Raw genomic sequence first — 20,383 nt, forward strand, 5'->3', positions numbered from 1 at the left:
CTCTTCCTGTAAACAAGTTGGTTAATAATATTCACTTTCCGTGAGTTTAGTCATCCTGCATGCTGTTAGCAAGTCAGATGAGATCGCAGGGCAGAACAGCAGGAGTTCAGCAATGGCATTACGCGTCGCGCTCAGCGCGTTTTTAACCTTATTTGTGGCAATGGGGATTGGCCGCTTTGCCTTTACGCCCCAGGTGCCGCTGATGATTCAGGCGCACCAGCTGACGCTCACCAGCGCCAGCCTGGTCGCCGCGTTCAACTATCTGGGCTATCTGTGTGGCTCGTTTGATGCGATGCGGGCGCACAAACGGGTCGAGCTGCGGCTGCAGGCGGGCGTGTGGGGTGCGGTGATCCTGACCCTGCTTTCCGCCTTCGCCAGCGGGCCGTGGCTGCACGGCGCGATCCGCTTTCTGATTGGCTGGGCCAGCGGCTGGGCGATGGTGCTGGTCGCGGCCTGGAGCAATGAACAGCTGCATCGTCACGGGCGGGCGGGCCTCTCGGCGGCCGTGTTTGCGGGGCCGGGCTGCGGCATCCTGGTCAGCGGGCTGCTGGGCGTGCTGCTGCATACGCTGCAGGTTTCAGCCGGGGTCGCCTGGGCCGCCTACGGTGCGCTGGCGCTGCTGCTGATTGCGCTCATCACCCGGCATCTGCCGCGTCAGGGTGAACTGCATCGCCCCGACCAGGCGCCTGCGCCGCTGGTGCTGGATCGCAACCTCAAACGTCTGGTCGCGAGTTACAGTCTGGCAGGCTTCGGCTACATTCTGCCCGCCACCTTTTTGTCGCAGATGGCGGCCACGCGCTTTCCTGACGGCATCTTCGCTCAGTTTGTCTGGCCCGTTTTCGGGGGCGCAGCGGTGATCGGCATCGGCCTGGGGATCCTGACGCGCCGCCGGGGGCACAGCCACGTCCGGCTGGCGCTGGTGCTCTGGGCACAGGCGCTGGGCGTCTTTGCCGCGGCGCTGCTGCCGGGCTTCAGCGGCCTGCTGGCCGGAGCGCTGCTGGTGGGCGGCGGCTTTCTCAGCGTGGTGCAGCTCTCGATGCTCTGCGCCCGTGAGCTGGCACCCCACCATCTGCGCTACATGGCGGGTCTGCTGACCACCGGCTATGCGATCGGCCAGCTGGCGGGGCCGCTGCTCTCATTTATGTCGGCCATGCTGTGGCACCGTCTGGAGCCTGCATTGTGGGTCGCCGGGGCCAGCCTGGTCTGGGCGGGGCTGCTGGTCTGGCGGCGAACCACATAAAAAGCTTTCTTCACCAATCTGATTGATTGCTGGATTCCCCGCAAAGAAAGTTTCACAATACGCGCCTGATTACAGGGCCCGCTGGCATATGCCGACGGGCGCAACACCAGCCGGAGAAGAGTACGATGAGCACCCTAAGTCAGGAAGCTGCCCTGGTTCATGAAGCGCTGCTGGCGCGAGGACTGGAAACGCCGTTACGTGCACCGACGCGCGACATTGATGACGAAACGCGTAAGAGCCTGATTGCCGGGCACATGACGGAGATCATGCAGCTGCTGAATCTGGATCTGGAAGATGACAGCCTGATGGAAACGCCACATCGCATCGCCAAAATGTATGTGGATGAGGTCTTTTCCGGTCTCGACTACGCCAACTTCCCGAAAATCACCGTCATCGAAAACAAGATGAAGGTCGATGAGATGGTGACCGTGCGTGACATCACGCTGACCAGCACCTGTGAGCACCACTTCGTGATCATCGACGGAAAGGCTACCGTTGCCTACATTCCGAAAGACAAGGTGATTGGCCTGTCGAAAATCAACCGCATCGTTCAGTTCTTTGCCCAGCGTCCGCAGGTGCAGGAGCGACTGACGCAGCAGGTTCTGGTCGCGCTGCAGACGCTGCTGGGCACCAATAATGTCGCGGTGTCCATTGATGCGGTGCACTACTGTGTGAAAGCGCGTGGCGTGAAAGATGCCACCAGCGCCACTACCACGACCTCGCTGGGCGGCCTGTTCAAGTCCAGCCAGAATACCCGCCAGGAATTTTTGCGCGCGGTGCGCCATAGTTGAGTTTACGGCGGGCGCATAACGCTGCCCGCCTCATTGGGGCAGGGTGCCGCATGCAACGCTATCACGCGCTGGATTTCATTCGTGGCTGTGCCATTCTCGGCATTCTGCTGCTCAATATCGTCGGCTTTGGCCTGCCTTCGGCCGCCTATCTCAATCCCGCCTGGCAGGGCAGCGTCAGTTCAGCCGACGCCTGGACCTGGGCTATCTCTGACACCTTCGCCCAGCTCAAATTCCTCACCCTGTTTGCACTGCTGTTCGGCGCCGGTCTGCAGATGCAGCTGCCGCGCGGCAGCCGCTGGCTGACGGCCAGGCTCTCCCTGCTGGTGGTAATCGGTTTTCTGCATGCGGTGTTTTTGTGGGAAGGGGACATCCTGCTGGATTACGGGGTGATCGGGCTGGTGGTCTGGCGGGTGTTGCGCGACGTTCCCTCTACCCGCAGCCTGATGCATACTGGCATTCTGCTCTATCTGGTCGGCTGCGGCGTGCTGCTGGTGTTTGGGTCGATCTCCGATCCCGAACCAACCCGCTCCTGGCTGCCAGGCGCAGCCGATCTGCAATATGAACAGTACTGGAAGCTCACTGGCGGCTGGGAAGCCGTACAGAACCGGCTGGATCACCTGGCTTCCGGGCTGATGGCGCTGGCGGCGCAGTATGGCTGGCAGCTGGCGGGCCTGATGATGATTGGCGGCGCACTGCTGCGCAGCGGCTGGCTGACCGGCCAGTTTTCCGCGCAGCACTATCGGCAGGCGGCGGTCGTGCTGCTGTCCATTGGCTTCACGATTGCGGTGGCCGGAGTGGCCGCGCAGTGGCTGTTGCACTGGGAATTCCGCTGGAGCGGCTTCTATCTGCAGACGCCGCGCGACCTCGCCAGCCCGCTGATCAGCCTGGGCTATGCCGCGCTCTGTCTGGCTTACTGGCCGCAGATTGCACGCTGGCGTATCACTCATGCCATCCGCTGCGTTGGCCGTATGGCGCTGACCAACTATCTGCTGCAGTCTCTGATCTGCACCACGCTCTTTTATCGCCTTGACCTCTATATGCACTTCACCCGGCTGGAACTGGTGCTGATGGTGCCGCTGATCTGGCTCATCAATATCCTGTTTTCACTCATCTGGTTACATTTCTTCGCGCAGGGGCCGCTGGAGTGGCTGTGGCGACGGCTGACGCTGCTTTCCGCCGGTCAATCACATCTCACCGATCGCGCAGGATAATGACCGCCATCACAAAGGTTACAGAATTGTATGTAACCGTTTTCATTGATGTGACGCAATTCACGCTGCACGTTGCCTGCCCCTGACAAAATAGCGCCGGTGTACAACCCGGCGTGATGCCTATTTTTCCTTTCTGGAACTGCTGCATGATAACAATCCGTGATGTTGCCCGTCAGGCTGGCGTATCCGTAGCGACCGTGTCGCGCGTCCTCAATCAGAGCAACGCCGTGACCTCTGACACCCGCGACGCCGTGTTACAGGCAGTCGAAGCGCTGGGCTATCGCCCTAATGCCAACGCTCAGGCGCTGGCGACGCAGGTCAGCGACACGATCGGGGTGGTGGTGATGGATGTTTCCGACCCCTTCTTCGGGGCGCTGGTGAAAGCGGTCGATACCGTGGCGCAGCGCGTCCATAAGCATGTGTTAATCAGCAACTCCTGGCATCAGGAAGAGAAGGAGCGTCATGCGATCGAAGTGCTGATCCGGCAGCGCTGCAGCGCCCTGGTGGTGCATGCCAAGACCCTGCCGGACGCAGAGCTGGCGGAGTTTATGCAGCATGTGCCAGGCATGGTGGTCATTAATCGCATCGTTCCCGGCTTTGAGCATCGCAGCGTCAGCCTGGATAACGTTACCGGGGCATTGATGGCATCACGCACGCTGTTACAGCAGGGGCACAGCCGCATCGGTTATCTCTGCTCCAGCCATCCTATCGAAGATGTGGCACAGCGCCGCGAAGGCTGGATGCAGGCGATGGCCGAGCAGGGTATCCGGCCTCAGGAGAGCTGGATCGCCAGCGCCGAGCCCGATATGCAGGGGGGCGAAGCCGCGATGGTAGAGCTGCTGGGACGGAATCTGAATCTCACTGCGGTGTTTGCCTACAACGACGGCATGGCGGCGGGTGCGCTCACTGCGCTGAAAGACAACGGCATTCAGGTGCCACAGCATTTTTCTGTCATTGGTTTCGATGACATTCCTATCTCACGTTACACCGATCCACAGTTAACCACCGTCCGCTATCCCATTATTTCTATGGCAAAAATCGCCACTGAGCTGGCGTTACAGGGCGCGGCCGGACTGCTGGATGACACCGCAACCCACATCTTTATGCCGACGCTGGTGCGGCGTCATTCGGTGGCGCTGCGGCAAACTGTGGAGTCCGTCACTAATTCAGGCGATTCAGGCATGTAACCGTTTTCAATCTGTGATTACATTCACAGTTAATTAACATTGCCCTCACTATGATGGCAGCGTCTTACCGGACTGAAACATTATGTAACGCCAGTGTAACGGCATCAGTTGTGGTCTCAGTAGCCGGTTATCGGGTTTACACCCGCCTCAAGGAAGCGTTCTGGCACAGGGAAGTCAGGTTTGAGATGGCGTTCAATGGCTTAACACCCTTATTACGTTAGCCGACGCGCCAGTCTGTTTTACCGATTGTCCTGCCGCCTGGTTGCGCGGCAGCGCTAAAAAGACCCTGCATAATAAAACCGGAGATACCATGAATAAGAAGGTTTTCACGCTTACCGCACTGGTTGCCAGCATGATGTTTGGCGCAACCGCTCACGCAGCTGATACCCGCATCGGCGTGACCATTTACAAATATGATGACAACTTCATGTCGATGGTGCGCAAAGATATCGAGAAAGAAGCGAAAGCCATCGGTGGCGTGCAGTTGCTGATGAACGACTCGCAGAACGACCAGTCCAAACAGAACGATCAGATTGACGTGCTGATGGCAAAAGGCGTGAAAGCGCTGGCGATTAACCTGGTTGACCCGGCCGCTGCAGCGGTTGTGGTGGATAAAGCGCGTGCCAACGACGTGCCGGTAGTCTTCTTCAACAAAGAGCCGAATGCCAAAGTGCTGGCCGGTTACGACAAAGCCTATTACGTGGGAACCGACTCTAAAGAGTCCGGCATCATTCAGGGCAAGCTGATTGAGAAGCACTGGAAAGCGACGCCGGCCTGGGATCTGAACAAAGATGGTACCATCCAGTTTGTGCTGCTGAAAGGCGAGCCAGGCCATCCGGATGCGGAAGCCCGTACCAAATATGTGATCGATACCCTGAACAAAGATGGCCTGAAAACCCAGCAGTTAGCGATGGACACGGCGATGTGGGACACCGCTCAGGCTAAAGATAAGATGGATGCGTGGCTGTCTGGCCCGAACGCGAAGAAAATCGAAGTGGTGATTGCGAACAACGACGCCATGGCAATGGGTGCGGTTGAAGCGCTGAAAGCGCACAACATGACCTCTATTCCGGTCTTCGGCGTCGATGCCCTGCCAGAAGCGCTGGCGCTGGTGAAATCCGGTGCGCTGGCCGGTACCGTGCTGAACGATGCTGAGAACCAGGCGAAAGCAACGCTGGACATCGCCAACAACCTGGCGAACGGCAAAGGGGCAACCGACGGAACCAACTTCAAGATGGTTGATAAGATCGTCCGCGTTCCTTACGTACCGGTTGATAAAGAAAACCTGTCTCAGTTCCAGAAATAAGATCGATTACGGGCGCGACCGCTGTCGCGCCTTTTTTATGTCACCACCGTTTTTTAGCCAGGTAAATTATGGCCAGTGATAACACGACCGCGCAGCGAGAATATCTGCTGGAAATGACGAATGTCTCTAAATCATTTCCCGGTGTTAAAGCGTTAGATAATGTGAATTTAAAAGTGCGGCCTCACTCTGTTCATGCATTAATGGGCGAGAACGGTGCCGGGAAATCCACCTTATTAAAATGCCTGTTTGGTATTTATAAAAAAGATACCGGCAGTATCCTGTTCCAGGGTAATGAGATCGATTATAAGAGTTCCAAAGAGGCGCTGGAAAATGGCGTGTCGATGGTGCATCAGGAATTAAACCTGGTTCTGCAGCGTACGGTCATGGATAACATGTGGCTGGGACGTTATCCGCGCAAAGGCTTCTTTGTCGATCAGGATAAAATGTACCAGGACACCAAAGCGATTTTTGACGAGCTGGATATCGATATCGATCCGCGCGACAAAGTGGCCAATCTTTCTGTCTCGCAGATGCAGATGATTGAAATCGCCAAAGCGTTCTCCTATGACGCGAAAATTGTGATTATGGATGAGCCGACCTCCTCGTTAACCGAGAAAGAGGTAAATCATCTGTTCACCATTATCCGTAAGCTGAAAGATCGCGGCTGCGGCATTGTTTATATTTCGCACAAGATGGAAGAGATTTTCCAGCTGTGTGATGAGATCACGATTCTGCGTGATGGTCAGTGGATTACCTCTCAGCCGCTGGAAGGGCTGGATATGGATAAGATCATCGCCATGATGGTCGGCCGTTCACTGAATCAGCGTTTTCCCGATCGGACCAACGTACCGGGCGAAACGATTCTTGAGGTGCGCAATCTGACCTCTCTGCGTCAGCCTTCGATTCGCGACATCTCGTTTGATCTGCGTAAAGGGGAGATCCTCGGCATTGCCGGGCTGGTGGGCGCCAAACGTACCGATATCGTCGAAACGCTGTTTGGCATTCGCGAAAAATCGGGCGGCACCATAAAACTGCATGGCAAACCGATTAATAACCACAGCGCCAATGAAGCCATTAACCACGGCTTTGCGCTGGTGACGGAAGAGCGTCGTTCGACCGGTATTTATGCTTACCTCGACATTGGATTTAACTCGCTTATTTCCAATATCAAAAAATATAAAAACAGTATGGGGCTGCTGGATAATAAACGCATGAAGAGTGATACCCAGTGGGTAATCGATTCAATGCGGGTAAAAACGCCTGGCCACCATACGCAGATTGGTTCGCTTTCGGGCGGTAACCAGCAAAAAGTAATTATTGGACGCTGGTTATTGACCCAGCCTGAAATCCTGATGCTTGATGAACCTACGCGCGGTATTGACGTAGGGGCAAAATTCGAAATTTACCAGCTGATTGCGGAGCTGGCGAAAAAAGAGAAGGGCATCATTATTATCTCATCCGAAATGCCGGAGCTGTTGGGCATTACCGATCGTATTCTGGTAATGAGTAACGGTCTGGTAGCAGGCATAGTTGATACCAAAACGACCACGCAGAACGAAATATTGCGTTTAGCGTCATTACACCTTTAATGAAGCAAGGGCTGTTAACATGAAAGCGACTACAAAAAAGAATGCGCTAACCTGGTTAAAAGAGGGCGGCATTTATGTCGTTCTGCTGGTATTGCTGGCTATTATTATTTTCCAGGATCCCTCGTTCTTAAGTTTAATGAACCTGAGTAACATCCTGACCCAGTCGTCAGTGCGTATTATTATTGCACTGGGTGTGGCGGGTCTGATTGTGACCCAGGGTACTGACCTGTCAGCCGGTCGTCAGGTGGGCCTGGCGGCAGTGGTTGCCGCAACGCTGTTGCAGGCGATGGATAACGCCAACAAGGTGTTCCCGACGCTGGATACGGTGCCGATCCCACTGGTTATCCTGACCGTGTGCATCATCGGCGGGGTGATTGGTCTGGTCAACGGTGTGATCATTGCGTACCTGAAGGTGACGCCATTCATCACCACCCTGGGCACCATGATCATCGTTTACGGTATCAACTCCCTCTATTACGACTTTGTGGGTGCATCACCGATTGCCGGTTTTGATGCAGGGTTCTCTAAATTCACGCAGGGCTTCCTGCGCTTCGGTGATTTTAAACTGTCGTTCATCACCTTCTACGCCGTGATCGCGATTGTTTTCGTCTGGGTGCTGTGGAACAAAACCCGCTTCGGCAAAAACATTTTTGCTATCGGCGGTAACCCGGAAGCGGCGAAAGTGTCAGGTGTGAACGTGCCGTTGAACCTGATCATGATCTATGCGCTGTCAGGTGTGTTCTATGCCTTTGGCGGGATGCTGGAAGCGGGGCGTATCGGTTCGGCGACCAATAACCTGGGCTTTATGTATGAGCTGGATGCGATTGCTGCCTGTGTGGTCGGCGGCGTCTCCTTCGCGGGTGGTGTGGGAAGCGTGGCAGGTGTGGTTACCGGTGTGTTGATTTTCACCGTGATCAACTACGGTCTGACCTATATCGGCGTCAACCCATACTGGCAGTACATTATCAAAGGCGGCATTATTATCTTCGCCGTGGCGCTGGATTCACTGAAGTATTCGCGCAAGAAGTAAGCCTGATTCAGCAGCAGAAAAGCGACCTTCGGGTCGCTTTTTTTATGGGTCAGATACGGGAGAGGCTGTCAGACGGAGCAGGGGGAGGGAACCGGGGCAGATCGGACGGTGTTAATCCCGTTCATGAGATGGCGGGTCTTATCGTTACAGAGGGCGCGCCTGGTGGGGAGGATGCCGTCAGACGGAGCAGGCGCAGGGAATCGGGACAGATCGGACGGTGTTAATCCTGTCCATGAGATGGCGGGTCTTATCGTTTCAGAGGGCGCGCCTGGTGGAGAGGCTGTCAGACGGAGCAGGCGCAGGGAACAGGGTCAGATCGGAAAGACGCAAAACCTGTCATCCATGACACGCTCGGCCCGCGTCGTCCCTGACGCGGGACGCTTTCCTCTTCTGACCCTGTTCCCTGCGCGTTCAGCTTACTCATTGCGGTGAGTATTACCGGACTGGTCGAGATGAGATTACTCATCGCGGTGAGAATTACCGCGCCTTTCGCGCGAGCTTACTCATTGCGGTGAGTATTGCCGGGCCGTTCGCGCGAGCTTACGCATTGTGGGGAGATTTACCGGGCCCTGCACATCAGGGCCGCATCGGCTTTTAGCCGCTATTTGCGCAGCTTCTGCTCTAATTCCAGCAGTTGCTCCGGCGTCACTGCCGGGTAACTCTGCGTATCCTCGGGCAGATCGCGGACGGCAGGAATCGGCACCAGCGGACCCAGGAAGCGGGGTTCGCGTTTCAGCAGGAAAAGATCCGCCAGCGCACCCAGCCGGGCACCCACCTCGCGGAAGCGTACGCTAAGCATGTTTTTGGGCGATGGCACGGCATAGCACTGCGCCTGAATACCGAGTTGCAGGGCGATAAACAGAGCCCGCTCACAGTGGAAGCGCTGCGTGATAATAATGAAGTCGTTAGTATCGAATACTTTACGGGTACGCACTATCGAATCGAGCGTGCGGAAACCAGCGTAATCGAGCACGATATCGGCCGGATCAACGCCTGCCTTGATTAAATCGCGGCGCATGGTCATCGGCTCGTTGTAGCTCTGCTGCGCGTTATCACCACTCAGCAGCAGATAGTTTACCCTGCCGCTGTTATAGGCATTCAGGGCGCCCTGTATGCGATAGAGGTAGTACTGATTGATAACGCCGGTCCGGTAATATTTCGCCGTTCCCAGCACCACGCCCACCTGACGATGAGGTAAAGAGGCGACATTCTCGTAGATAAAGGGCGCAGTTTTCCAGCTGATCCAGCGATCAAGGCCGAGCGCCGTCGCCATCATCAATAAGATGATGAAAAGCAGACCAATGAGAACGCGTTTCAGCATGCGCCTGGAGACTCGATGTCAGAATTTTGAGATGGGACAAGGCTACTTGAGGTGTCGCAGCGAAGCAAGTTAGAGCCGGCTGGCTGTGCTCTTTTTGAACACTGCCGGATCGAAAACCGATCCGGCAGTCAGCGGATTAAATCGAGGTACGGCGATAATGACGATACTGCGGCAGCCAGAAGTTGTTGGCGATAGCCTGCGACAACACATCTTCAGAGGTCACCACGGCAACACCGGCCAGCTGGGCGGCTTTACCCACTTCCATCGCGATTATCTTCGATACGCCCTGAATATCTTTGATCTCCGGCAGAACCGGGCCTTCACCTTCGTTAACCAGCGGAGAGCAGTCGGCGAGCGCACGGCTGGCGGTCATCAGCATGGTATCGGTCACACGGCTGGCGCCCGAGGCAATCACGCCCAGACCGATGCCCGGGAAGATGTAGGAGTTGTTGCACTGGGCAATCGGATAGGTTTTACCATTCCAGCTCACCGGTGAGAACGGGCTGCCGGTCGCCACCAGTGCAGCACCATCGGTCCAGGCGATGATATCGGCGGGCGTTGCTTCCACGCGCGAGGTCGGGTTCGACAACGGCATCACGATAGGGCGGCTACAGTGCTTGCGCATCTCGCGGATGATCTCTTCGGTGAACAGGCCAGGCTGGCCGGAAACACCAATCAGGATATCCGGTCTGGCGTTGCGTACCACATCCAGCAGTGAGATAGCGTCATTAGTGACATCCCAGCCCTGCAGGCTTTCGCTTTTCTGCACCAGCTTGCTCTGGAAATCGAGCAGGTTCGGCAGCTTGTCCGTGAGCAGACCGAAGCGGTCCACCATCAGAACGCGGCTGCGCGCTTCATCATCACTCAGACCTTCTGACTTCATCTGCGCGATGATCTGCTCCGCGATGCCGCAACCGGCGGAACCGGCACCCAGGAACACCACTTTCTGCTCACACAGGCGGCTTCCGGCGGCGCGACTGGCGGCGATCAGCGTGCCCACGGTCACGGCGGCGGTGCCCTGAATGTCATCGTTAAAGCAGCAGACTTCATCGCGATAGCGGTTCAGCAGCGGCATGGCGTTCTTCTGGGCGAAATCTTCAAACTGCAGCAGCACTTTCGGCCAGCGGCGTTTAACGGCCTGGATAAACTCGTTCACGAACGCATCATACTCTTCGCCGGTGATGCGCGGATGACGCCATCCCATATAGAGTGGATCGTTCAGCAGCTGCTGGTTATTGGTGCCGACATCCAGCACCACCGGCAGGGTGTACGCCGGGCTGATACCGCCACAGGCGGTATAGAGCGAGAGCTTACCGATCGGAATACCCATACCACCGATGCCCTGGTCGCCCAGGCCCAGGATACGCTCACCGTCGGTGACCACAATCACCTTCACGTTCTGTTTGGTGGCGTTCTGCAGCATGTCTTCGATGCGGTCGCGGTTAGGGTAGGAGATGAAGACCCCACGCGCACGACGGTAGATTTCAGAGAAGTGTTCGCAGGCAGCGCCGACGGTCGGGGTGTAGATAATCGGCATCATCTCTTCGAGATGGTTATCCAGCAGGCGGTAGAACAGCGTTTCGTTGGTGTCCTGAATGTTTCGCAGGTAGACGTGCTTATCGTTATTGTTTTTGAAGTCCTGGAACTGACGCCAGGCGCGCTTCGCCTGCTCTTCGATCGATTCCACCGCTTCTGGCAGCAGACCGTTGAGGTTGAATTCGTTACGTTCTTCGAGGGTAAAGGCGCTGCCTTTGTTCAGCAGGGGAAATTCCAGCAAAATCGGGCCAGCATAAGGGATATACAGCGGGCGTTTACTTTCGTATTCGAGTTCCATGCAGTGATGCTCCGGTTGCAATGTTTTCTGGCGTCACGCCGGACAGGTAGCGCCAGTTTTTTTACCCCTCATAGCTCAGACTACAGGCCTGGCAACGGCAGCGTACTGCTGCCGAAAAATTCACGACCGTGCTGCCATCCTGCAACCTGAATTATTCAGAGTAATGAGTAATGACGTGAATTCTGGCGCCAGATCCTATGAAATTTCCCACAGAAATACAGCGTTTTTTCATAAAAGCTCACAAAAGTGTGGCCGCGCAGACAGCGGGTTATGCTTTGTTCAGCGTTACCTGTAGCAGCTCACGGCAGCCAAATGTCTGAAGCGTCGCCTGCGTGGCGGCGAACTGGCTTAACGTGGCATTTTCTGCTTCTGCGAGTACCGCTTTTTTTATCTGATGCACATCGCCACCCTGCATATTCAGCAGCACCAGCGCCGCCTGAAGCGGGGGGAAGCTCGGGTTAAACGCCGCGTTTTCGGCATAGCGACCGGCGACGATCGTGCCGTTTTCAGTGAGCAGCGCCACGCCCGCATGGGACTGACTGTAGGGCGCATGGCTGGCATTGGCCGCCGCCACCGCCGCCTGCACCAGCTCGTCGCCTGCGGCGTTATACCCATGATCCACCTCATCCATCAGGAAGGTGGTGATATCGAGATCGCGCGGGCCAAACGCATCCGGCAGATAGTCGGCCAGCGTGCTGACCGCGCGTTGCGGCAGGCTGATCCGAATGGCGGTGCCGCTGTTCAGCTCATTCATAAACTGACGGCAGTGGCCACATGGCGTGTAATTCACCGTGATGGTCTCTATCTGGCGTTCACCACGCAGCCATGCGTGCGTAATGGCGCTCTGCTCGGCGTGCACCGTCTGCTGCATGGGGGTGCCGACAAACTCCATATTGGCGCCGAAGTACCAGTTGCCGCTCACGCCACGGGCGATCGCGCCGACGTTGAAATGGGAGACGGTGGCAACCGCACAGGCCGCCGCCAGCGGCAGCAGCGCCAGCGCCAGGGCATCGGCTTCCATCCGGGTCTGTTGCTGCAGCAGCGCGACCTGGTCGGCGCTGAGCACCGCCTGAAAATCGGGATCGTTCAGCAGGGGAGCGAGTGCGGTCTGCAGCGTTGACGGCAATGCCTCAAACGCAGAGAGGAAACGGGATTGCATGTGAGCCTCATTAAAGTCAGCAGGGCGATGTGCCAGTCAACGGTTTATATGTGATCTACATCGCTCTGACAATGTAACCTGTGTTGCATGTTTCAACTTTGCGAGATCTCTCGCAAACTTTCAGCTTAAGCCGTGCAGCAGCAGCGGAAAAATAAACGGCGCAAGCAGCGAGGTGATAATGCCGCAGATCACCAGCGCCAGAGAGCTGAAGGCCCCCTCCTGAAAGTCCAGTTCGGCGGCCCGTGCCGTACCCAGTGCATGCGAGGCGTTGCCGATCGCCAGTCCTCGCGCTGCTTTCGATTTCACGCCGAGCAGATTCAGCACCATATGACCAAAAACTGCGCCCAGCACTCCGGCAATCAGCACGCAGATCGCACTGATGGCGGGAATGCCGTGCAGCGATCCGGAAACGGCCATCGCGATAGGCGTGGTCACCGATTTGGGGACGATGGTGGCGGCAATTTCGGGCGTCGCGCCGAGCCACAGGGCAATGGCGGTGCCGGAGGTCATGGCGGTCAGGCTGCCGATAAAGCAGACGCCGATAATCGATTTCCAGCGGGCGCGAATCTGATGCATCTGCTCATACAGCGGCAGCGCCAGCGCCACCACAGCGGGCTGAAGGAGTGTATTGAGAATCTGGCTGCCCGCGAAATAGCGCGAATAGGGCAGATGCAGCAGCAGCAGGATCGGGATAATGATCGCCATCGCGACCAGCAGCGGGTTAAGCAGCGATATTTTCAGCCGTATTGCCAGCCTGCGCGCCAGGAAAAAGGCGGCCAGCGTCAGCGGCAGCGACCACCATATTTCACTCATCATCGGTGTCTCCTGCCGGACGGCGGCTGTGCAGATGCTGGGCGCTGACACCGACAATCGACAGCACCAGAAACGTGCTGACGACGCAGGAGATGACGATAGGCCCGAACTGCGCGGTCAGAATATCGGTGTAGCTCATCACCCCGACGCTGATCGGCACAAACAGCAGCGCCATATAGCGAATCAGCAGATGGCAGCCCGGCTTAACCCAGTTTACCGGCAGGATCTGTGAGGCCAGCAGCGCGAACAGGATCAGCATGCCCAGAATACTGCCGGGCAGTTTAATCGGCAGCAGCGCGGCGAGGCCGATGCCGGCATACAGGCAGAGATAGATAATGATAAAGGCGCGAAGATAACGGCCGCAGACAGAGAGTAGGGTGCGCATGGCAGGCTCCTGTTTTTACTGCGTATCATCATACGCATTAACCGCTTAGCGTGCTAGCGATCACATTTACAGGGCGGGAAGGGCAGAAGGACGGGGCGTGTTCAGCAAAAGAGAAGGACCCTTTACGCCTGCAGGCAGACGCAAAGGGTCAGGACAGCACATCACTGCGGTTTACGCGACGGCGTGCAGAGCCTTACTTAACGGGCATGCCCGGCACGGCCCCGCTGTCTACGGAGAGCACAAACAGATCTTTGCCACCGGGTCCGGCAGAAAGCACCATGCCTTCAGAGACACCGAAGCGCATTTTACGCGGCGCAAGGTTAGCCACGATGATGGTCATCTTACCGACCAGCACGGACGGGTCCGGGTAGGCCGCGCGGATGCCGGAGAAAATCTGACGCTTTTCACCGCCCAGGTCGAGCTGCAGACGCAGTAGCTTGTCCGACCCTTCAACCGTTTCCGCCTGCTCAATCAGGGCAACGCGCATATCCACTTTGGCAAAGTCATCGATGGTGATGGTGTCACCAATCGGGGCGTCTGCGAGCGGGCCGGTCACGGCTGGTGCCGACGCGGCCGCGGCATCCTCTTTCGAGGCCTCGATCAGCCCTTCTACCTTCGCCATCTCAATGCGGCTGTAGAGCGCTTTAAACGGCGCAACCTGATGATTCAGCAGTGGCTGTGCAATCGCATCCCAGCGCAGTTCGGTGTTCAGGAAGCCCTCAGCGCGGGCGCTCAGCGAAGGCAGCACCGGCTTCAGCCAGGTCATCAGAATGCGGAACAGGTTGATGCCCATTGAGCAGATCGCCTGCAGATCGGCATCGCGGCCTTCCTGCTTCGCTACCACCCACGGAGCCTGCTCATCAACATAACGGTTTGCCAGATCGGCCAGCGTCATAATCTCGCGGATGGCGCGGCTGTACTCACGGCTTGCCCAGGCTTCGCCAATCTTCTCCGAGGCCTCAACAAAGATCTGGTAGAGCGCCGGGTCGGCCAGCTCAGCCGCCAGTTTGCCGTCGAAGCGTTTGGTGATGAAACCGGCGTTACGTGACGCCAGGTTAACCACTTTATTGACGATGTCGGCATTCACGCGCTGCACGAAATCTTCCAGGTTAAGGTCGATGTCGTCGATACGGGATGAGAGCTTCGCCGCGTAGTAGTAACGCAGGCTGTCGGCATCCAGATGCTGCAGCCAGGTGCTGGCTTTGATGAAGGTGCCGCGCGACTTAGACATTTTGGCACCGTTAACGGTGACATAGCCGTGGACAAACAGGTTGTTCGGCTTGCGGAAGTTGCTGCCTTCCAGCATCGCAGGCCAGAACAGGCTGTGGAAATAGACGATATCTTTACCGATAAAGTGATAAAGCTCGGTAGTGGAGTCTTTACGCCAGAATTCGTCGAAGTCGATGTCGCCGCGCTTGTCGCACAGGTTCTTGAACGAGCCCATGTAACCGATAGGCGCATCCAGCCAGACGTAGAAATATTTGCCTGGCGCGTCCGGGATTTCAAAGCCGAAATAAGGCGCATCGCGGGAGATATCCCACTGCTGCAGACCCGATTCGAACCACTCCTGCATCTTGTTCGCCACCTGATCCTGCAGTGCGCCGGAACGGGTCCAGGCCTGCAGCATCGCGCTGAACGACGGCAGGTCAAAGAAGAAGTGCTCGGAATCGCGCAGCTCCGGCGTCGCGCCGGACACCACCGATTTCGGCTCGATCAGTTCGGTCGGGCTGTAGGTTGCGCCGCACACTTCGCAGTTGTCGCCATACTGATCGGCCGCTTTACATTTCGGGCAGGTGCCTTTTACGAAACGGTCCGGCAGGAACATCCCTTTTTCCGGATCGTAGAGCTGGGAAATGGTGCGGTTTTTAATGAAGCCGTTCTCTTTCAGACGACCGTAAATCAGCCCGGCCAGCTCACGGTTCTCGTCGCCGTGGGTCGAGTGATAGTTATCGTAGCTGATGTCGAAACCGGCAAAGTCCGCTTCATGCTCGCTTTTCATTTCGGCGATCATCTGCTCCGGCGCAATTCCCATCTGCTGGGCTTTCAGCATGATAGGCGTACCGTGCGCATCATCGGCGCAGATGAAAAAGACCTGATTGCCACGCATTCGCTGATAACGCACCCAAATGTCTGCCTGGATATGCTCGAGCATGTGGCCGAGATGGATTGATCCGTTCGCGTAAGGCAGTGCGCACGTTACCAGAATTTTTTTAGCGACTTGAGTCATAGTTTGCGTAGCTTTCTGTTGATTGAAAAAACGGGCTTAGATGGTAACTGAAGGCTTCTCCTGCGTAAACACAAGGGATTCACCCCTGCCCGTCGCCGCGAACCGACGAGCATCTGATATCATTGAGATTACATCGCTGAGACACAGCGTAAGCACAGCAGAAATAAGGAGCAGGGGATGACAGCACAATCCCGGGAAACGCATACGCCAGAAGGGCTGCGCGCCATCGTAGCGGGCGTATTAAGAAGCTTTGAGCATCCGACCCTTAAACAGAATCTTACCGCCCTGAAGGCGCTGCACCATGTGGCGCAGCTCGACGGAACGCTGCATGTGGAACTGCTGATGCCGTTTGCCTGGGCCAGCGGCTTTGACGCGCTGAAAGAGCAGGTCAGCGCCGAGCTGCTGCGTCAGACGGGCGCACGCGCCATCGACTGGCGGCTCAGCCACGAGATTGCGACCCTGAAGCGGGTCAAAAATCAGCCTGGCGTGAACGGCGTCAAAAACATCATCGCGGTCAGCTCCGGCAAAGGCGGCGTCGGCAAATCCAGCACCGCCGTCAACATGGCGCTGGCGCTGGCTGCAGAAGGCGCGCGGGTCGGGATTCTTGATGCCGATATCTATGGCCCGTCGGTGCCGGACATGCTTGGCACTCAGGACCAGCGTCCTACCTCGCCGGACGGCACCCATATGGCCCCGATTATGGCGCATGGGCTGGCGACCAACTCGATCGGCTATCTGGTCACGGATGACAATGCGATGGTGTGGCGCGGGCCGATGGCCAGCAAAGCCCTGATGCAGCTGCTGAATGAAACCCTGTGGCCGGAGCTGGATTATCTGGTCCTGGATATGCCGCCGGGCACCGGCGATATTCAGCTGACGCTGGCGCAGAATGTCCCGGTCACCGGCGCGCTGGTGGTGACGACGCCGCAGGACATCGCGCTGATCGATGCCCGCAAAGGGCTGGTGATGTTTGAAAAGGTCAACGTGCCGGTGCTGGGCGTGGTGGAAAATATGAGCATGCATATCTGCAGCCAGTGCGGTTTCCACGAGCCGATTTTCGGCACCGGCGGCGCTGAAAAACTGGTCAGGGATTATCAGACGCAGCTTCTGGCGCAGCTGCCGCTGCACATCGATCTGCGTGAAGATCTCGATGAGGGGCAGCCGACGGTGATCCGCCGACCGGAGAGCGAATTCACCACGCTCTATCGCCAGCTGGCCGGGCGGGTCGCCGCCCAGCTCTACTGGCAGGGCGAGGTCATCCCTGGCGATATCGCGTTCCGCGCGCTCTAAGCCCGACCCGACCCGCTGGCATAGTGCGAGGCCAGCGGGTAGTGCATTAAGACGTAGCCGCCATGCTCGCCTTCCCCCTGCGAAATCTTCTTCCAGCCATGTTTCAGGTAGAAAGCCTGCGCTGCGGTGTTCTTCAGCAGGCACTTCAGCGCGCCGGTGGAGGTAAAACGCGCCTCGACCGCCCTGAGCAGGGCGCTGCCGATGCCGTGCCCCTGCCAGTCCGGATCCACATAGAGGCTGTGCAGGAAGTTATCGTTCTCCAGCAGACCGGCAAAACCTGCTCGTCGTCCGTCCGCTTCGGCGACCAGCACGGTTTCCCCCAAAATCACCTCATCAAAATCCTCCAGCTGCCACTCGCTGCCGTCCAGCCAGTCCCAGTTATGCCGGCGAGCCGCCAGAAAGAGGGTACGCAAAAAGGGACGATCGGCTTCAGTAAACGGGCGAATCTCCACAAGTCAGCTCCTTTATCATCGGGTCTTACAAAATTAGCAGCGATTCGCGGAAATGGCTGAGGAGGATAAAGCGGGTTTCATGTTAGGAAAATCGCTGTACACTGCCTGCCGGGCCAGAAAGCATAAGGCTTTCAGCATTTGATAGCTTTCGTTAATCAGATTGATAACGTCTGCATATTAGATGTTGGCCCGAAAATTATGTAACCTGCATCACATATTTTAACGGAGGCCACCAGATGTCTATTATCAATACCAAAATCAAGCCGTTCAAAAACGCAGCATTTAAAAACGGCGAATTCATCGACGTAACCGAGAAAGACGTTGAAGGTAAATGGAGTGTGTTCTTCTTCTATCCTGCTGACTTCACCTTCGTCTGCCCGACCGAACTGGGCGACGTGGCTGATCACTACGAAGAGTTCCAGAAACTGGGCGTAGATATCTACTCCGTTTCGACCGACACCCACTTTACCCACAAAGCCTGGCACGGTTCTTCTGACACCATCGCAAAAATCAAATATGCGATGATCGGTGACCCGACTGGCGCGCTGACCCGTAACTTCGAAATCATGCGTGAAGACGAAGGTCTGGCTGACCGTGGTACGTTCATCGTTGACCCGGAAGGCGTAATCCAGGCGATCGAAATCACCGCTGAAGGCATTGGCCGTGACGCTTCTGACCTGCTGCGCAAAGTGAAAGCTGCTCAGTACGTGGCTTCTCACCCAGGTGAAGTGTGCCCGGCAAAATGGAAAGAAGGTGATGCTACCCTGGCGCCATCTCTGGACCTGGTTGGTAAAATCTAATTCCGCTTCGGCCTTTCGACCATTCTCCAATCGGGTGCTGCGGCACCCGATTTTTTGACCAGGATATCACTATGCTCGACACTAATCTGAAAACGCAGCTCAGGGCTTACCTTGAGAAATTAACAAAACCTGTTGAGTTGATTGCCACCCTGGATGAGGGCGCAAAATCAACCGAGATCCGTGAACTGTTGGTTGATATCGCTGAGCTGTCTGAGAAAGTCAGTTTCCGCGAAGAGAACGATCGTCAGGTGCGCAAGCCCTCTTTCCTGATCACGAACCCAGGTTCGAACAGCGGCCCGCGTTTTGCCGGTTCGCCACTGGGTCACGAATTTACCTCACTGGTGCTGGCCTTGCTGCAGACCGGTGGGCATCCTTCGAAGGAAGCACAGAGCCTGCTGGATCAGATCGCGGCCCTGGACAGCGACTTCCATTTCGAAACCTACTATTCACTCTCCTGCCACAACTGCCCTGACGTGGTACAGGCGCTGAACCTGATGGCGGTGATTAACCCGCGCATCAGCCACACCGCTATTGACGGCGGCCTGTTCCAGAACGAGATTCAGGAACGCAATGTGATGGGCGTGCCGGCCGTTTACCTTAACGGCAAAGCCTTCGGCCAGGGCCGCATGAGCCTGGCGGAGATCGTCAGCAAAATTGATACGAATGCCGATAAACGCGCGGCTGAAGAGCTGAACAAGCGTGACGCTTATGACGTGCTGATCGTCGGCAGCGGCCCGGCGGGCGCCGCCGCCGCCATCTATTCAGCACGTAAAGGGATCCGGACCGGTCTGCTGGGCGAACGTTTCGGCGGCCAGGTGCTGGACACGGTTGATATCGAAAACTATATCTCCGTGCCGAAAACTGAAGGGGCAAAACTGGCAGGTTCACTGCGCGCCCACGTTGATGATTACAACGTGGATGTGATTGAGAGCCAGAGCGCGATTAAGCTGATCCCGGCCGTAAAAGAGGGTGGCATGCACGCTATCGAAACGGCCTCCGGTGCTGTACTGAAGTCGCGCAGCATCATCCTGGCGACAGGCGCACGCTGGCGTAACATGGGCGTGCCGGGTGAAGAAGCGTACCGCACGAAGGGCGTGACGTATTGCCCGCACTGCGACGGCCCGCTGTTCAAAGGCAAGCGCACGGCGGTTATCGGTGGCGGTAACTCGGGTGTGGAAGCGGCTATCGACCTGGCGGGTATCGTTGAACACGTTACGCTGCTGGAGTTTGCCGGTGAGATGCGCGCCGACAAGGTGCTGCAGGATAAACTGCGCAGCCTGAAAAACGTCGACGTGATCCTCAATGCTCAGACGACCGAAGTGAAAGGCGACGGCAGCAAAGTCACCGGTCTGCACTACATCGACCGTACCACGCAGACGACCCGTGAGCTGGCGCTCTCCGGTATCTTCGTCCAGATTGGTCTGCTGCCGAACACCCCGTGGCTGGAAGGGGCGGTTGAGCGCAATAAGATGGGCGAGATCATCATCGATGCGAAATGCGAAACCAGCCTGAAAGGCGTGTTTGCTGCGGGTGACTGTACCACCGTGCCGTACAAGCAGATTATTATCGCCAGCGGTGAAGGTGCCAAAGCCTCGCTGAGTGCGTTTGACTATCTGATCCGTACTCAGTCGGCAGAGTAATCTGCCGCAGACTGAAAACCTCCCGGCCTCGCGTCCGGGAGGTTTTTTTTTGCCCGCCAGCATCCCATTATCAGACCGCCACGTTGCACCGCATCACCGCACCCGAAA

Annotated in this window: 17 protein-coding genes; 10 read left to right on the forward strand and 7 right to left on the reverse strand. The window is 56.9% G+C overall.

Going from position 1 to position 20,383, the window contains the following annotated elements; genetic code table 11:
- The first annotated feature begins 112 nt into the window (after window positions 1-112).
- The 7 genes from J1C59_RS06495 to mglC all read left to right on the forward strand — a co-directional run bounded on the left by J1C59_RS06495 (window position 113) and on the right by mglC (window position 8,354).
- Window positions 113-1,240, forward strand: a complete 1,128-nt coding sequence (locus tag J1C59_RS06495; protein WP_140917205.1) for a YbfB/YjiJ family MFS transporter — start codon at window positions 113-115, stop codon at window positions 1,238-1,240.
- 125 nt (window positions 1,241-1,365) lie between these two features.
- Window positions 1,366-2,031 carry a GTP cyclohydrolase I FolE gene (gene folE, locus J1C59_RS06500; RefSeq protein WP_111138762.1) on the forward strand — a complete coding sequence of 222 codons (666 nt, stop codon included), beginning with the start codon at window positions 1,366-1,368 and terminating at the stop codon, window positions 2,029-2,031.
- Between the two features lie 50 nt (window positions 2,032-2,081).
- On the forward strand, window positions 2,082-3,242 hold the full coding sequence (yeiB, locus tag J1C59_RS06505) for a DUF418 domain-containing protein YeiB (RefSeq protein ID WP_128085230.1): 1,161 nt from the start codon (window positions 2,082-2,084) through the stop codon (window positions 3,240-3,242).
- A 146-nt stretch (window positions 3,243-3,388) separates the two neighbouring features.
- Window positions 3,389-4,429, forward strand: a complete 1,041-nt coding sequence (gene galS / locus J1C59_RS06510; RefSeq protein WP_128085231.1) for an HTH-type transcriptional regulator GalS — start codon at window positions 3,389-3,391, stop codon at window positions 4,427-4,429.
- A 310-nt stretch (window positions 4,430-4,739) separates the two neighbouring features.
- The gene (gene mglB, locus J1C59_RS06515; RefSeq protein WP_128085232.1) at window positions 4,740-5,735 is read left to right on the forward strand and encodes a galactose/glucose ABC transporter substrate-binding protein MglB; all 996 of its coding nucleotides are present in this window, start codon (window positions 4,740-4,742) and stop codon (window positions 5,733-5,735) included.
- Between the two features lie 68 nt (window positions 5,736-5,803).
- Window positions 5,804-7,324: a galactose/methyl galactoside ABC transporter ATP-binding protein MglA gene (gene mglA / locus J1C59_RS06520; RefSeq protein ID WP_003854115.1), complete on the forward strand. Its 1,521-nt coding sequence runs from the start codon at window positions 5,804-5,806 to the stop codon at window positions 7,322-7,324.
- A gap of 19 nt (window positions 7,325-7,343) precedes the next feature.
- The gene (gene mglC / locus J1C59_RS06525; protein WP_111138767.1) at window positions 7,344-8,354 is read left to right on the forward strand and encodes a galactose/methyl galactoside ABC transporter permease MglC; all 1,011 of its coding nucleotides are present in this window, start codon (window positions 7,344-7,346) and stop codon (window positions 8,352-8,354) included.
- 601 nt (window positions 8,355-8,955) lie between these two features.
- Here mglC and sanA read toward each other — a convergent pair.
- From sanA to metG, 6 genes are all read right to left on the reverse strand, one after another.
- The gene (gene sanA, locus J1C59_RS06530; RefSeq protein WP_128085233.1) at window positions 8,956-9,675 is read right to left on the reverse strand and encodes an outer membrane permeability protein SanA; all 720 of its coding nucleotides are present in this window, start codon (window positions 9,673-9,675) and stop codon (window positions 8,956-8,958) included.
- A gap of 136 nt (window positions 9,676-9,811) precedes the next feature.
- A complete protein-coding gene (locus J1C59_RS06535) occupies window positions 9,812-11,509 on the reverse strand; it encodes an NAD-dependent malic enzyme (RefSeq protein WP_128085234.1) in 1,698 nt (565 codons plus the stop codon).
- 268 nt (window positions 11,510-11,777) lie between these two features.
- Window positions 11,778-12,668 carry a cytidine deaminase gene (gene cdd / locus J1C59_RS06540; RefSeq protein WP_128085235.1) on the reverse strand — a complete coding sequence of 297 codons (891 nt, stop codon included), beginning with the start codon at window positions 12,666-12,668 and terminating at the stop codon, window positions 11,778-11,780.
- A 120-nt stretch (window positions 12,669-12,788) separates the two neighbouring features.
- Window positions 12,789-13,481, reverse strand: coding sequence for a CidB/LrgB family autolysis modulator (locus J1C59_RS06545; RefSeq protein ID WP_128085251.1), 693 nt, complete (start codon window positions 13,479-13,481; stop codon window positions 12,789-12,791).
- Window positions 13,474-13,866, reverse strand: a complete 393-nt coding sequence (locus tag J1C59_RS06550; RefSeq protein WP_128085236.1) for a CidA/LrgA family protein — start codon at window positions 13,864-13,866, stop codon at window positions 13,474-13,476. Before J1C59_RS06550 ends, J1C59_RS06545 begins: the two co-directional genes overlap by 8 nt.
- A gap of 193 nt (window positions 13,867-14,059) precedes the next feature.
- Window positions 14,060-16,093 carry a methionine--tRNA ligase gene (gene metG, locus J1C59_RS06555; protein WP_128085237.1) on the reverse strand — a complete coding sequence of 678 codons (2,034 nt, stop codon included), beginning with the start codon at window positions 16,091-16,093 and terminating at the stop codon, window positions 14,060-14,062.
- Window positions 16,094-16,270: 177 nt separating this feature from the next.
- Between metG and apbC the strand changes: the two genes are divergently transcribed.
- Entirely contained in the window at window positions 16,271-17,383 is a 1,113-nt protein-coding gene (gene apbC / locus J1C59_RS06560) for an iron-sulfur cluster carrier protein ApbC (RefSeq protein ID WP_111138774.1), read from the forward strand.
- Here the strand turns inward: apbC and J1C59_RS06565 are convergent.
- Complete coding sequence (locus J1C59_RS06565; RefSeq protein ID WP_128085238.1) at window positions 17,380-17,835, reverse strand: GNAT family N-acetyltransferase; 456 nt, start codon at window positions 17,833-17,835, stop codon at window positions 17,380-17,382. The two genes, apbC and J1C59_RS06565, sit on opposite strands and share 4 nt — an antisense overlap.
- Before the next feature lie 236 nt (window positions 17,836-18,071).
- Here J1C59_RS06565 and ahpC point away from each other — a divergent pair, with 236 nt between their 5' ends.
- Together ahpC and ahpF are read left to right on the forward strand one after the other, a co-directional pair.
- Window positions 18,072-18,635: an alkyl hydroperoxide reductase subunit C gene (ahpC, locus tag J1C59_RS06570; RefSeq protein ID WP_111138776.1), complete on the forward strand. Its 564-nt coding sequence runs from the start codon at window positions 18,072-18,074 to the stop codon at window positions 18,633-18,635.
- Between the two features lie 71 nt (window positions 18,636-18,706).
- On the forward strand, window positions 18,707-20,275 hold the full coding sequence (gene ahpF, locus J1C59_RS06575; protein WP_128085239.1) for an alkyl hydroperoxide reductase subunit F: 1,569 nt from the start codon (window positions 18,707-18,709) through the stop codon (window positions 20,273-20,275).
- Window positions 20,276-20,383: the final 108 nt, after the last annotated feature.

The sequence above is a fragment of the Pantoea deleyi genome (genome assembly GCF_022647325.1).
GTDB lineage: Bacteria > Pseudomonadota > Gammaproteobacteria > Enterobacterales > Enterobacteriaceae > Pantoea > Pantoea deleyi.